Here is a 15200-nt window from a genome sequence, read left to right on the forward strand (position 1 = left end):
TAGACAAATTACTTCCTATTAATATAGAAGGTGGTGGGTGATGTGAAGTGAAACAAAAACACGAGTTAGCTCAAGAAGATTACATGCAAGGTATGAAGTATAAGGAACTGGCTGAGAAATACGAGGTTAGTGTGAATACAATTAAGTCTTGGAGAAAAAGGCATGGTTGGAATCGAAAAGGGGTGCACCCAAATGATGAAAAAGGATGCACCCAAACCAAGAAAACAGGTGCACCCCTTAATAATAAGAATGCAGTTGGTAATCCTGGTAACAAGAGTCCTAAGTATGGTAATAAGAATGCTGTAGGTCATGGTCCACCAAAAGGAAATGACAATGCAACTACACATGGATTATTCAAAAAGATAATTCCTAACGATGATCCGCACGCAATGGAGTTACTTGATGAAATACAAAACCATACTGAAATAGATATGTTATGGAGTGCTATCCATCTACAATACTTTAACATTATGAATTCACAACGCATCATGCATGTTAGGGATAAGGATGATATGTCAGAGGAAATAACGTCGTCTGGAGAAAGCACCACATACACGATAGACTTTGCTCATGATAAACAGGCAAAGCTGCTTCAGGCTTATTCAAAGGCTATGACTACACTATCCAATTTAATCACTCGTTTCGTGACATTAGCGCACGAGGATGATGAACGATTGCTGAAGATAGCTAACATGCGTCTAACACTTGATAAGACGAAAGCAGAAACAGAATTCGCTGAATTACGTGCTAAAAAATTACGCGGTCAAACGAAAGATACTTCATTGTTAGAATCCTTAATGGATGTATTGGAGTAATAAAAGGGGGTGGTGCTATGCCTAAGATCATTTTTTCTGAGAAGCAAAAGAGCGTAATTAAAGCTCCTTTTAACTACACATTAGAAGTGAACGAAGGTACATAACGCCACGTTCCGGAAAGACAACTGCAGGTCATTTTAGATATGCAAGATACTTAATTAATTCCAGGGATGCGAACCATTTAATTGTTGCTTACAACCAAGAACAAGCACAGCGATTATTTATTGATGGCGACGGTACTGGTTTAATTCATATTTTCGGTGAATTAGCTGAGATAAAGCATAACGAACTTGGATCTCATTTAGAAATCCATACGCCGAATGGTATTAAGAAAGTGTTTTATAAAGGTGGAGGGAAAAGCAACAGTGTCGGAGCTATTACAGGGATGTCACTTGGTAGCGTTGTATTCTGCGAAATTAATCTATTGAATATGGGAATGATACAAGAATGTTTTCGACGTACATTCGCAGCGCAGGACCGTTACCATTTGGCAGACTTAAACCCTCCTGCTCCTAATCATCCTGTTATATCGGAAGTATTTGACGTTCAAAACACACGCTGGACTCATTGGACTCCACGAGATAACCCGATATTAACAGATGTAAGGAAACAGGAAATACACGATACACTGGCAAAGAATCCGTATCTATTGGAGCGAGATTGGTACGGTAAACGTGTAATGCCTCAAGGTGTTATTTATTCGATGTTTGATATGAATAAAAATATCGAACATGCGATATTAGGCGAACGATTTGAAATGTTCTTTACGGCGGATGGTGGGCAAAGTGATGCGACTTCATGTAGCTGTAATATAATAACTCGTTTTCAGGGTAAATTTAGAATGTTCCGAGTTGCTAACTACTGTCATAGCGGTAGTGAAACAGGACAAGTTAAAGCAATGTCCACTTACGCTAAAGAAATAAAGATGTTTATAGAATGGTGCGTTAAACGCTTTGAAATGCGTTATACAGAAGTGTTTGTCGATCCGGCCTGTAAGTCATTGAGAGAAGAACTTCACTTAATAGGAATTAATACAACTGGAGCAGACAATAATGCGCATGATGTTACTGGATCAGCGAAAGGTATTGAAGTTGGTATCGAAAGACTTCAAAACTCCATTACAAACGAGCAATTCTTTCTTGTTGAGTGTGACGAATATGATCATTACCATTTCTTAAAAGAGATTGGTATGTATGTACGTTTAGACAACGGAAGTCCGATTGATAATTTTAACCATTGTTTAGACGAAGCTCGCTATTCAAACAATTACTTCTATAAGAACTATGTTAAATAAGGTGGTGAAAGCATGTTTAAAGCGATCATCAATAAATGCAAGGAGGTGCTTTATAAGTTGGGCATATTAAAAGGTATCAAGAAAGTTACCGATAATAGAAAAATCTCCATTAAAGAAGAATCATATCAGTTAATCGATATGTGGAAAGCTATTTACACCGGACATTTTGCTGAATGGCACGATCTTAAATATCAAACCATTGAAGGGCAAAAACAACGCCGTATGGCTTCATTGAACATGGCAAAAGTCGTATCACAAGAGATGGCTTCTCTTATCTTTAATGAGAAATGTTCTATTAATATCTCAGATGAAAAGCTCTCAAGTGATATTAAAAATGTTTTAGATGAGAATAACTTTACAAGAGAATTTCAAAGATACCTAGAATACATGTTAGCTCTTGGTGGAATGGTTATCAAAGTGTATTGGGATGGTGGTATCAAACTATCGTACGTTACAGCAGACTGCTTTATCCCTGTATCGTGGGACAACAACAAAGTCACTGAAGGTGTATTTATAAATGAATCGACTAAAGGCGACAAGTATTACACGCTGCTCGAATGGCATTTAATCGAAGGAGAACAGCATGTAATTAAAAATGAACTGTATGAAAGTAAAAATAAAGGTGAATTAGGCACAAAGGTTTCTTTATCCGCTCTATATGCTGATTTAGAAGAAGAAGTTCGTATTGATAACTTATCTAAACCGATGTTCGTTTACTTCAAACCGAATACAGCGAATAATTTCGACTTATATTCACCGCTCGGCATCTCTACTTATGCGAATTCACTAGATGTATTGAAAGCTCTAGATACTGCTTTTGATAGTTTCCAAAGGGAGTTCGTATTAGGGAAGAAACGTATTATTGTACCTGCTTCTGCTATTAAACACGTTACTGATCCACAGTCTGGTATGTCTCATAGATATTTCGATGCTACAGATGAAGTATATGAAGCTATGAAATTCGAAGATAACGCACAGAAGATACAAGATATTTCTGTCGAGTTACGTGTAGAAGAACATAAAGCAGCTATTAACGCTCTATTAAACTACCTTTCGATGCAAACGGGCTTCTCAACTGGAGCATTTAGTTTTGATGGACAAGGAGTTAAAACAGCTACAGAGGTTGTTAGCGAGAACTCCAAGACATTTAAAACGAAGCAGTCACATGAAACGATTATTGAAGATGGAATTCGCGATTTAGTGGACATTATTATCGAAGTTGCTTCTTTATATGAAGAATTCGAAAGTACTGATGACTATGAAGTGACAGTTACTTTTGATGATTCTATTGCCGAGGACCAAACAGCCGAGATTAATAAGCAAATCTTACTTGTTTCAGCCAATCTAACGAGTAAGAAAAAAGCTATCATGAAAATACACGGTGTTTCTGAAGAAGAAGCAGAACAATTATTAGAAGAAATAACGGAAGAGAATAGAATGGCCCTTCCTGAAAATGTTGATTTCTTCGGATTGGAAGGGAATCAACAGAAAAATAATGATCCAGGAGCTGAGTAATCATGGCATTACCTCCTGAGAAATTACAGCAGCTCTCTATATTCGTAGTTGATATTTACAATGCGATTGAAGAAGAGTTGCTTTTAAACATGGCCAGAATCCTTAAAAACGATATGGATCTGCTGCTAACTGCTGATAGTAACGAACAATATCAACACTGGAGAATGGTTCAATTAAATAAATTAGGAGTCCTAAACAAACAGCAATTAAATACTATCGCCCGTCATAGCGGTAAAACGGCTGAAGAAGTGAAAGCAATGCTACAAAATGCAGGTTCAGCCGCGATAGATCAGCATGAAAGTATTTATACAAAGGCTGTTAAATTAGGACTATTGAAAGTAGCGCCTCCAATATCAACAAGCGCTGCTTTAATCAGCATTCTAAATGCATATGAAAGACAAGCATTAGAGACTTTTAATCTCGTTAATACAACGATGCTTAATCAGGCTCAACAAGTCTATCTTGATGTTTTAAATCAAACGGTAGGGAAAGTGCTTGGTGGTGTTATAACGCCGCAACAAGCACTTAGACAGACTATTTCTAAATGGGCTCAGAAAGGTATTCCTGCTTTAGTTGATAAGGCAGGGAGACGTTGGAGTACAGAAGGATATGTGAATCTTGTCTGCAGGTCCACAAGTAATAACGTTGCTAATGAGATGCAGGATGAACGTATGAAGGAATACGACGCTGATTTAGTTGAAGTAAGCTCGCATTTATCCGCTAGGCCCGGATGCGCTCCGTATCAAGGTAAGATTTATTCAATGAGCGGAAAGAGCAAAAAGTATCCTGCATTTTCAACGACAACATACGGAGAAGCTTCCGGCTTATTAGGTTGCAATTGTCGTCATATTAAGTATGTCTATATCGAAGGTATGTCTAAACAAACATACGAACCATACGACGAATCCGAAAATGAAAAAGCGTATGAAGAAAGTCAACAACAGCGATCATTAGAAAGACAAATCAAAAAAGCAAAAAGAGAAGTGAAGATGTTAGAAGCTATTGGTGATGCAGATGGCGTAAAATTTGCTAAAAACAAAGTATCACAACGTCAGGCTAACATGAGGGACTTCATAAAAGCTACAGGTAGAAAACGTCAATCTAATAGAGAACAAATTATATAGGAGTGAATCATAATGAAAAACACGATTACTCAGGAAGATATTAATAGTATTTTAGAAAAGACTCATTGGACAATAGAAGAGTTTCATGGGAAGCGCACAGTAGTAGTTGCCAAATTACCAAACGGATTTATTCTTACTGAATCAAGCGTATGTGTAGATCCTGCTAATTATGATGTGAAAATTGGCGTTGAATGTTGCAAAGAAAGAATCGTTAATAAGATTTGGGAATTAGAAGGATACCGTTTGCAATGCGAACTTACAGAGAAAGGGGCTCTTTAATATGTTAAAACCATTTAGATTACGACTAAACGGAATGCAACATTTTTCCGAAGATCCAAACGCAACACCACCTGTACCGGAAGGAGGTGATCCAAATGTAACGCCACCTGCAACACCGCCGGAGCCTCCTGTAAACCCTGATGTTACTCCACCTGTTACTTTCACACAAGAGCAGATGGATGAAGCTAAACAACAGCAAGAAGCAGCGCTACTAAAGAAACTCGGTGTAGAAGACTTAAACCAACTAAAAGATACATTAAAAGGTTGGAATGAGCATCAAGAATCTTTAAAAACAGATCAGCAAAAGCGAGATGAAAAGTTAACGACGTATGAGACTCAGTTACAAGAAAAAAATGAGTCTCTTTTTAATTTGCAAGCAGAGAACGCTGCGATTAAGTCAGGTATTAAAGAAGATAGTATAAACGATGTTATTACTCTTGCTAAAACAAAGGTAAGTGATGATGTAGACATCACAAAAGCTATTGAAATGGTTGTGGAAAAGCACCCTTACTTCAAAGGTGTAGTGGAAGAACCACCTGCCGATCCAGGTAAACCGAAACCTACATTCTCTAACGGCCAACATCAACAACAATCGATGACCGAATCCGAAAAGTGGGCTACTGCATTCGGAGTTAAAAAGCAATAGGTTTTAAACGAGTCATCTTTATAGATGGCTTTTTGTTTTGCTAAAAATCATTTAAAACAAGGAGAGATTTATTAATGGCTAACTTAAATTACGCTACACAATATCAAGAAGTGCTTGTTCAAAAATTCGCACAAGGTTTATCTTTCGGAGCATTATACAATACACCTAATAACGCAATCGTAAAATGGTCTGGTGCTAAAACGATTCAAATTCCACGCATTAAAGTAGGTGGATATACTGACGTTAACCGTGATGTTGTAGGTAACACTACTCGTCGTGTCGATAACTCATTTGAGCCAAAAACTTTAGGTCATGACCGAGAATTCCGTACTTTAGTTGATCCAGTTGACGTTGACGAAACAAACATGGCTTTAACAATCGCGAACATTACACGCGTATTCAACGATGAAGAAGCAACACCAGAACATGATAAATACATGGCTTCTAAACTTTACTCTGAATATACTGCAGCAGGTAAAACAGCTGACGTTACTGTATTAGATAAATCGAATGTGTTAGGTGTATTTGATCAAATGATGTTAGAGCAAGATGAAGCGGAAGTTCCACAACAAGGACGTATCCTTTATGTAACGCCAGTTATTAAGAAATTGCTAAAAGAAGCAGAGGGTATTCAGCGCAATCTTGATATCAAGGGTAGAGGGGAAAATGATGCGAATCGCGGTGTATATTCACTTGATGATGTAACTATCGTTTCTGTTCCTTCTTCTCGTATGAAAACAGCTTACAACTTTACAAACGGAGCTGTAGCTGATGCGGCTGCAAAACAAATCAACATGATTTTAGTTCATCCGCTATCAGTAGTATCACCACAACAATATGAATTCGTAAGCTTAGATCAACCAAGCGCGACAACAGGTGGAAAATACCTTTACTACGAGCGTAAATATTGGGATGTATTTATCTTAGGAGCTAAAGTAGACGGCGTTAAATTCAATATTACTTCTGCATAAGAGAGGCTTTTACAGCTTCTCTTTTTATTATGAAAGGAATGGTGGTTACATGAGTAGTGCAGTAAAAGTAAAACGATTAAATAAAGTCCTTAATATCGAAAAAGATTTTTTAGCAAGCTATCTTAATGACGGTTACGACCAAATTAACGACGAAGGCAAGATTCTGAAACGTGCTACTGGCGGCCGTAACATTTCGGTACAAGAGTACAATCAAGCACTTGATAAAATCGATGCGCTAGAGGCTGAATTAGCGGAGTTAAAAGCACCGAAAAAAGCTGTTAAGTAGGTGGTCATATGCCTTATATAGATGTTGATTACTATAATAACGACTACGAAGGGACTCCAGTGTCAGATGTAGCGTTATTAAATCGAATGATAAAAAGAGCCAGTGAACAGATAGATAGCGTCATAGGTTACAAACTTCAAGGAGTTGACTTTGATAAAGTCGCTCCTTTTATTCGTGACCAAGTGAAAAAAGCTACTGCTGCACAAGTTGAATTCTTAGTAATCAATGGTGAGACTTCCGCAACTGTAAGTGAAGGTGGCGGTGGTTTCTCTGTTGGTGCTTATTCTGAAAACGGAACGAGCGCAGGAGATAATACCGCAGCTAATTTCTATACTCAGTATGCAATTTCAGTTACGAAGTTTCTTAGACCGACTGGTTTGTTATATGCAGGGTTGTGCGTGAATGGCTAAACCAATTAGACGGTCATTATTAATCCATACAGTCGAGTATTTGGATTATAAGGGCGAGGATGATACTTGGGGTGGTAATGATAACTATGCACCCGCTATAACGATTGAAAGAGTTCGAATTGAACCTAAACGATCAGTTGTATTGAATGGTAATGGGGATAGTGTCGTTATGCAAACACTGTTATTCCATGATGCAGTACATTCAACTCCAGTTACTTTCAAAGAGAAATCCAAAGTCATATTTAACGGAAAAGAAATGACCGTTAGCAAAGTCAGTGATTTGTATGATCGCAGCAGACTTCACCATGTGGAGGTGATACTTGTATGATTCGGGTAAATGTTCAAGTTGATACAGGTATGCTTGAAAGCAAGGTAATAAGTGCGACTGAAAAAGCTCAGTTTGCTCTAGATCAGCAAGTTCTAAAGGACAGTAATTATTATGCTCCGGAAGATACTGGTGAGTTAATTCGTTCTGGTGTTAGATTCAGTCAACTGGGAGAAGGTCATGTCGAATGGAACACTCCTTATGCGCGGCGCTTGTATTACAATCCGCAATATAAATTTTCTCACGATACCAATACTAATGCTCAAGGCTTATGGTTCGAAGCTGCTAAAGCTGCCCACTTAGATGACTGGGTTCGAATAGTAGAACAAAAAACGAAAGACAATTTGTAGGTAATTCATATGAAATGGTTGATAGATTCAGTGAAAAATCATTTAGACACTACATTACCACCGAAAATAATGTTCGCTAATATAAAGGCTGATTTGTTAGATATGGGAACTAACAATACTCCAAGAAAAAGCATTGCCATGCGGATGATCCCGTCTGCTCTTGGCGAACAATATTTCGAAGGTGAGATTATAAATAAGCAGTTTCAAGTGCTTGTGAAGAGTGATAACCAATTAGAGGTTAATAACACTACAGAAGCAATTGCACGTGAATTGAATAACGTTCATAAGCGTGTTTTTAACGCTATAGATGGCTCCTATACACTAAGACGATTGAATGTGTATGTGGAGCCTAATTTCGTTGAGAAAACAGATGCTAACGAGTTTATATATACGGCACTATTTAGTGTGGAATTAGAAATAGGAGGTAAATAATATATGGCATTTTTATTAAATCATCTTTACAAATTTGACATCGACTTAGGAAAAGGATCAGCTACACCTAAATGGACACGCATTGCTCGCGGTATTTCTTCTTTAGACCCTGATAACAATGAAGAGTCTGAAGAGAATGCTTATTTCGACGGAGGCGGAGCCTCTGAGCGTGATGTTATCGGATTCATGATGTCTTACGGATTTGAAGGCCACCGTGACTATAAGGACGAAGCTCAAAACTACATTATGCGATTGGCTAACCAAACAGGTGAAGCCCGTAAGATTCCATTCCGTGTAACTGAGCCTGATGGAGGAATATTTGAAGGTCGAGCTACTATTTCTGACATTAAAGTTCCAGGTGGTGACGCTGTGTCTAAAGGTGAGATTGAGTTCACTATCTCGTTTGACGGCGTCCCTGAGTACACTGAGCCAGTTGCTCCTTAAGGTAGATATGGCTAAGTAGTAAGCATATGAGACGGCTAGGGAGCAGTATTCTCTAGTCCCTCATTTATCAATAATGACTAACATATTGCATTTAAATGTATTCGAATATCTTTAAATCAGTCTCGACGGAGATAATACAAAACCAACTTAAAAGGAGATTACCAATTATGACAAACGAAATGAACGCTGTATCAAACGTATTACAATTTAATTTCGATAAAACTTACAAGGAAATCGACGTTGCAGGTAAGCTTTACCGTGTAGCTTTTGATGATGATTCAATGCTTCAATATCAAGTGTCATTTAAAGCGTATGAAGTTAAAGTACAAGAAGCTCAGAAGCTAGTACCAGACGTACAGGAGGCAACTGTGGAGCAACTTAAAGAGATGGCTGAGAAGCAGAAGGAACTAATGAGAGATGCTATCGAGATCTTCTTAGGTGCTGACACTTTCGAGGAACTTTATGATAAAGCTGGACGCTCTAGCATGAACTTAGTAGGCCTAATCGATTACATGATGGACCTGGTACAAGATGAGTTACAGAAGAGTGCAGGCAAAGTAAACAACAAGTATTTAGCTAATATCAAGAAGTAATAACAAAGGGTGCTGACATATGGATAAGTCATTATTCAGTCTCACAGAAAGAAGTTACGATGTTGTCTACTTTGGAGGGGTAGCTGTAGAACTTAACCTCTCTTTTGATAATATCCTGCTTATGTTCCAATTATTTGATGATGCTACTGTAAGAGAAAACCAAAAGCCAATCACCGCTCTGCATATGCTTGTAGTAGAAAACTCCCTGCTAGCCCAACTAGATACTACTCAGAAGATGGATCTACTTAAACTCATATTCCGAGAGAAACTTAATGTTGAATTAGAAAAGGACGGCAAGAAAGGTGAATTAGAAAGCAATCAATTGCATACAGACAGCTCCCCAGGTGGAGAAGACAAGGATGAGGAATCTTCCAGTGTTCCTGTAGTGGACTTCACTATTGACGCTGAGAGAATATACTCATCCTTTCTTTATGACTATCGGATTGATTTGATTGAACAGCAAGGAAAACTCTTATGGAATCAATTTATAGCACTCTTCAATAACCTTTCTGATGATACTCAAATGAAAATAGCAATCAAGCATAGAACTAGCGAGATTCCTAAGAAGACAAAGGAAAATGCTGATGAAGTGAAACACGCTAGGAAGATGAAGGAGCACTATGAGTTGCCGCAAGCTAAAGCGCAACGTGAAGCGCAACAACTTAAAGAATTCCAACAACAGCAGGAAGCACGTAAGAGAGCTATACGAGAAATGGGACTTGCACAGAAAGCAAATGCATCCGAGCAAGAATAGAAGCTCGCATAGAGCATTCTGAGTTTTTTTATAGGGTTTGTAATGCTTGCATCTGTACGGATGAGGAGTGCCCTCTAAAAAATAAAACAAAGGAAGTAAATACGCTATGGCTGATGGACAAGTTCAGATACAAACCAGGCTCGATAGTTCGAATATTAGAAGAGACGTCGAGCAAACCAATAGAGAATTAAGCCGAGTAGGTTCTAATATGGGAAGTACTGCGCGGGAAATGCGTAATACTTTCGGAAGTGAATTTACTCAGATGAATAGAGATATTGCTAGAGGCTATACTCAAGTGTCACAAGCTCATATGGACATGATGAATGAAATGAAAAACGCCTCTCGCCAACAAAAAGCAGGTATGCAAGCTGTGCGAGAGGCTCAGATAGAGGCTCAATATGGATTCTTCCAATTAGGACAACAGACAGGAAACTACACAGGTAGCGTCAATGAGTTAATCTCACAAGCTAACTCTTATGGGAAAGCTATGAAGTCAGCTAATGACCAAGCCATGAATAGTAACCGCATGTATATGCAATCAATGTTGCAAACTATAGGGGCTATGAATAATATGTCCTCTATGGCTTCTCGTGTGCAAAACAATCTAACTGTAATGAATAACCCTCTATATAGTACGGCTAGGCTTGCCTTACATGCTACAGACGCTCTAGACAGGTTAGCACGTAGCGGATCACCTCAACAGTTAGCCCTTGAATTCTTAGGAGCTAATGCTTCTGTAAAGCAATATAATGACTTCATCCGAGATTTAAATGCTAAGATGATGCACATGCCTATAGTGTTTGGACTCGCTACAGCAGGCGCTGTTAAGTTCTACGGAGCTCTACATGGATCTGTAATGAAAGAGAATACGCAATACGCTGAAGCATTCAACAACATGTTAGAAAAGCTTGCTAAGGCGTTTGAGCCTATGAGACAAGCCTTTGCTGCGGTTATGATTCCTATGTATAACTTCATAGCAAAGATTGCTGAAATGGTCATAGCCTTCAATGAGGCTCATCCTACGATAGCAAAATTCATTCAAGGTATGCTGATGATAGTCCCTGCTTTAATGGTAGTTATGACACCATTAGCTTTAGGGATAGGCTACTTTAAAGGGCTGAGAGCAATCCTCTTTGCGCTACGACCTATCATGATGCCTATCATTACAATGTTTGCTACTATGAGCGCCCCTGTATGGATTCTAGCGGCAGCTATATCAGGACTCGTAGTAGGTTTCACCCATTTCTATAAAACTAGTGAGACATTTAGAAACGCCGTTAACGGTTGTATAGAAGCCATTAAAAACTTTGGCACAAACATGCTCAACTTAGGTAAATTCTTCTTAGGTGTAATTGCTGACGGAGATACAATGAATGACTGGTTCACTCATCTGCCCGAGAGTTGGCAAGGAGTTGCTGAAGCGATTGGGCAAGTGTTAGCAAAGATAAGTAACAGTATCACTGGACTATTCCCTGTAATTACACAGTTTGGTCAGAATCTATTAAACCTAGGTCGATTCTTTGTAGGTGTTGCTTTAGATGGAGATACAATGAATGACTGGTTTACTCATCTACCTGCGACATGGCAACCAGTAGCAGAGTCGATTGGCGGAATAATTGCTACTATGAGTAACGCTATTACTGGGGCTTTTCCCGTGATAACTCAGTTCGGTCAGAATCTAGCAAACCTAAGTAAATTCTTTCTAGGTGTCATATTAGACGGTGACTTGATGAATGACTGGTTTACGCACTTACCCGCTTCATGGCAACCAGTAGCGGACTTCATGGGTAGCATTATCCTTAATATGGTTACATCTATTAAGACATCAATTTTAAGTTTAGTAGAGGCATTCAAGTTAGCATTAGGTGGAGACACTTCTCAACTAGGTCAGATTTTCATGACAATCATGCCTACATTGATTTCTTTACTTTTAGGCGGGTTACCTGCATTACTAATCACTGCAGCACGTTTCCTTCCTACGATAGTAGAGGGAATGAATACGATGTTGCCAATTCTGACTAGCTCAATTACCAACATAATAACTTCAACGGTAACGCTAATCACTACGTATCTCCCTGAATTCCTCAACAAAGGAATCGAAATTTTGACTAAGGTAATAGAGGGGATCGTGCAGGTCCTACCTCAAATAGTGACTACAATCGTAAATGTGGTCACTACGATGATAAATTCATGGGTAAATACGGTTGGTGTCCTGCTACCTCTAGTGCTAGACGCAGGAATAAAAATCCTAATGGCAGTAATTGACGGAATTGTAAAAAGTTTACCTGCGATTATTGATGCGTGTATCAAGGTAATAAATAAATTAGTCGAATCTTTAGTGTCGCTTCTGCCCAAAATTATTGATGCAGGAATAAAAATCCTAATGGCGCTGATAGATGGAATTATAAAAGTATTACCCCAACTAATACAGACAGCTATACTTCTGATTACTAAACTTTGCGATATGATACTACAGAATCTCCCTAAGCTACTTGATGCAGGGATGAAAATTTTAATGGAGCTCATTAAGGGAATTATAAAAATTTTACCTGATCTGATAAATGCGGGGATAAAAATCATAATAGAGCTAGTGAGAATTTTGATAGATAACCTGCCGAAAATTTGGCAGGCGGGGATGAAAATCCTACAAGAGCTGATTAAAGGTATTATTCAGATCTTACCTCAGCTGATCTCTACCGCGCTAAAACTTATCGTTGAAATAGTAAGGGTTTTAATCTCTAATTTACCTCAGATTTGGAGAGCCGGGATGCAGATTCTCGCAGAACTGATTAAAGGTATCTTATCATTAATAGGACAGCTTCTATCAACCATCACAGGTAAAGTAATTGGCGGGATAACTAAATGTTTCTCAGATGCAGGAAACTGGCTTGTAAACGCAGGTAAAAATATTATTCAAGGTTTAATTAATGGTATCACTGGAATGGTTGGAAAAGCCGTTTCTGCTGTAAAAAAGGTCGGTTCTAGTATTAAAGATGGAATTGCTGACTTCTTTGATATCCACTCACCTTCTCGCTTAATGTATGGTATGGGGGAGTTCGTAACTGAAGGACTTGCTAACGGTATCGTATCCCTTAGTAGTTATGCTGTTAAGGAGACTGAGAGAATGGCAAACGCTATTATTGGAGCTTTTGATGAATTAGGAGAGGATATTGCCTTAGGTGATTTCATAACTGGTTCAATGCCTGATATTGCAAGCCTTACAAGTGGATCTATCAAACTACCTCCAATCATGAAGCAAGCAACTGTAACTGGAGTGGAAACAGTTGTAACTAAAAAGAACGTTTCACAGGATAGCACAGGAGCAGGATCTACAGGGGATACTTATATCGTAATGGATAAAAAGATTGTCGGTGAAGTATTAGCACAACCTGTCGAAACAACAAATAACAGACGAAAACAACGTCTAGCACAATTTAAACCAACTGTAACACCTTCATTCTAATGAGTGGAGGTGTTTTTATATGCACTGAAAGGAGAGAAATACATGTCAGGAAGTTTTTCATTTAATGGAATACGTAAAGACTACATCTTTATTCTAATGGGATTCAGCCGTCCGGCATGGTCTCCTGTTGAAAGAGAACTATTAAATGTCCCAGGAATGCCTGGAGCACATCTTATACAAACAAATACAAACGTAAGGGAAATAGAAGTCCCTGTAATTTTAAAAGCCACTGATCAGTCTGCTATGCAGAAGGTGAAAGAAGACCTTGCAAAGTGGCTCGTACATGGTGAAGCTAAAGAGCTTATCTTTGATGATGAGAAAGATAGGGTATACATGGCGGTTATCAATGATAGCGCAGAGCTTGATGAGTTAGTATTCCGAGGTAAGGGGACAATTAAGTTTATCTGCCCGATGCCGTACAAGTTGGGACTGCCGCAAGAGTATGAGATGAGTATCACGAATTCAAACTTGAGTGCTAAATTCGACAATAAAGGGACAGTCCACTCAGAACCAGTCATAGAGATTGACGTATTGAAAGAGACGCCTTACATCGATGTATGGAACAAAGATAGATATTTTCGTATCGGTTACCCTACTGAGATTCAAACTAAAGTAGTCAAGAAAGAAGATCGAGTTATCTTTGATGAATGTAATACAGTAGTGCCCTGGACTAAAGAGACAGGCACTATAGGTGGATATACTGCTGCGGGGGATATGGAAGTAAGAGAAGGCTCATACTTCGCTACCAAGCTATATGGAGACGGTACAGGTTATCACGGTCCTATCTATTCAAGACCAATCCCAGGAGGTCCTCTCATCGACTTTAAAGCAGATATGAAGGTAGAACTATTCTCATCTTACTTTAATCAGGTAGGAAAGGTAGTCCTGCTCATGTTAGCGGATGATAACTCAGTAATAGCAGAGATAAATATGAATGATATGTTTCCTTCTCACGTTATGACAAAAGCGAATGCTGTTATAGGTGGATCTAAAGTGATGGCTGATACTACAGGCTATTACTCTACTACATTCAATGACTTTTACGGGCATATATCAGTAGCTCGTAGAGGGAAAACTTGGAGCGTTTACTTTGCTAAGTATGATGGGGCTAATGGAGTAGATGGGACTTCTCTAGTTAACTACTGGACGGATGAGGATGACAGTAATCCAGCTACCAAGAAGCCAGTAACTAAAGTAGCAATAGCTTTTCTTAAATATGAAAGCGAATATACAATCATGACTTTGAGAATTAACGAGCTGAGCGTGTGGAAGCTCTACAGCCTAAACATAGATGAAACGCCTTACATTGTAGATGCAGGTGACAAAGTAGTTATCGATACAGCTAATTCACTTGTAAGCATCAATGGAAGAAGTGCGATGCCTTATAAGGATCTATTTAGTGAATATCCCACAGTAGATGAAGGAGCAAATGAAATAATTGTCCGTCCTGCTTCAGTGGGAAGGGCTAAACTAAAATATAGAGAGAGGTATCTATAAGG

Annotated in this window: 16 protein-coding genes and 1 pseudogene; all 17 read left to right on the forward strand. The window is 38.7% G+C overall.

Features of this window, described 5'->3' with window-relative positions; genetic code table 11:
- The first annotated feature begins 47 nt into the window (after nt 1-47).
- The 17 genes and pseudogenes from terS to EXW56_RS26570 all read left to right on the forward strand — a co-directional run bounded on the left by terS (nt 48) and on the right by EXW56_RS26570 (nt 15198).
- Nucleotides 48-815, forward strand: coding sequence for a phage terminase small subunit (terS, locus tag EXW56_RS26490; protein WP_215597635.1), 768 nt, complete (start codon nt 48-50; stop codon nt 813-815).
- A 17-nt stretch (nt 816-832) separates the two neighbouring features.
- Nucleotides 833-2109 (forward strand): annotated as a pseudogene (locus EXW56_RS26495) (PBSX family phage terminase large subunit).
- A gap of 12 nt (nt 2110-2121) precedes the next feature.
- Nucleotides 2122-3624, forward strand: coding sequence for a phage portal protein (locus EXW56_RS26500; RefSeq protein WP_215597636.1), 1503 nt, complete (start codon nt 2122-2124; stop codon nt 3622-3624).
- A gap of 2 nt (nt 3625-3626) precedes the next feature.
- A complete protein-coding gene (locus tag EXW56_RS26505) occupies nt 3627-4748 on the forward strand; it encodes a phage minor capsid protein (RefSeq protein WP_215597637.1) in 1122 nt (373 codons plus the stop codon).
- A 12-nt stretch (nt 4749-4760) separates the two neighbouring features.
- A complete protein-coding gene (locus tag EXW56_RS26510; RefSeq protein WP_215597638.1) occupies nt 4761-5027 on the forward strand; it encodes a Gp49 family protein in 267 nt (88 codons plus the stop codon).
- A gap of 1 nt (nt 5028) precedes the next feature.
- Nucleotides 5029-5673, forward strand: coding sequence for a hypothetical protein (locus tag EXW56_RS26515; protein WP_215597639.1), 645 nt, complete (start codon nt 5029-5031; stop codon nt 5671-5673).
- 74 nt (nt 5674-5747) lie between these two features.
- Nucleotides 5748-6644 (forward strand): capsid protein, encoded by an 897-nt coding sequence (locus EXW56_RS26520; protein ID WP_215597640.1) that lies wholly within the window; start codon nt 5748-5750, stop codon nt 6642-6644.
- A 49-nt stretch (nt 6645-6693) separates the two neighbouring features.
- Nucleotides 6694-6930, forward strand: a complete 237-nt coding sequence (locus EXW56_RS26525; RefSeq protein WP_215597641.1) for a hypothetical protein — start codon at nt 6694-6696, stop codon at nt 6928-6930.
- Between the two features lie 8 nt (nt 6931-6938).
- Nucleotides 6939-7340 carry a head-tail connector protein gene (locus tag EXW56_RS26530; protein WP_215597642.1) on the forward strand — a complete coding sequence of 134 codons (402 nt, stop codon included), beginning with the start codon at nt 6939-6941 and terminating at the stop codon, nt 7338-7340.
- Nucleotides 7333-7668: a putative minor capsid protein gene (locus EXW56_RS26535; protein WP_215597643.1), complete on the forward strand. Its 336-nt coding sequence runs from the start codon at nt 7333-7335 to the stop codon at nt 7666-7668. Before EXW56_RS26530 ends, EXW56_RS26535 begins: the two co-directional genes overlap by 8 nt.
- On the forward strand, nt 7665-8015 hold the full coding sequence (locus EXW56_RS26540; RefSeq protein WP_215597644.1) for a minor capsid protein: 351 nt from the start codon (nt 7665-7667) through the stop codon (nt 8013-8015). Before EXW56_RS26535 ends, EXW56_RS26540 begins: the two co-directional genes overlap by 4 nt.
- A 9-nt stretch (nt 8016-8024) precedes the next feature.
- Nucleotides 8025-8447, forward strand: a complete 423-nt coding sequence (locus EXW56_RS26545) for a minor capsid protein (RefSeq protein ID WP_215597645.1) — start codon at nt 8025-8027, stop codon at nt 8445-8447.
- A gap of 3 nt (nt 8448-8450) precedes the next feature.
- Nucleotides 8451-8891 (forward strand): phage tail tube protein, encoded by a 441-nt coding sequence (locus tag EXW56_RS26550; protein WP_215597646.1) that lies wholly within the window; start codon nt 8451-8453, stop codon nt 8889-8891.
- Between the two features lie 167 nt (nt 8892-9058).
- Nucleotides 9059-9484 (forward strand): hypothetical protein, encoded by a 426-nt coding sequence (locus EXW56_RS26555; RefSeq protein WP_252197300.1) that lies wholly within the window; start codon nt 9059-9061, stop codon nt 9482-9484.
- 19 nt (nt 9485-9503) lie between these two features.
- On the forward strand, nt 9504-10238 hold the full coding sequence (locus tag EXW56_RS26560; protein WP_215597647.1) for a Gp15 family bacteriophage protein: 735 nt from the start codon (nt 9504-9506) through the stop codon (nt 10236-10238).
- 106 nt (nt 10239-10344) lie between these two features.
- Complete coding sequence (locus tag EXW56_RS26565; RefSeq protein WP_215597648.1) at nt 10345-13701, forward strand: phage tail family protein; 3357 nt, start codon at nt 10345-10347, stop codon at nt 13699-13701.
- 42 nt (nt 13702-13743) lie between these two features.
- A complete protein-coding gene (locus EXW56_RS26570; protein WP_215597649.1) occupies nt 13744-15198 on the forward strand; it encodes a distal tail protein Dit in 1455 nt (484 codons plus the stop codon).
- Nucleotides 15199-15200: the final 2 nt, after the last annotated feature.

It is taken from the genome of Bacillus mycoides (assembly GCF_018742245.1).
GTDB lineage: Bacteria > Bacillota > Bacilli > Bacillales > Bacillaceae_G > Bacillus_A > Bacillus_A cereus_U.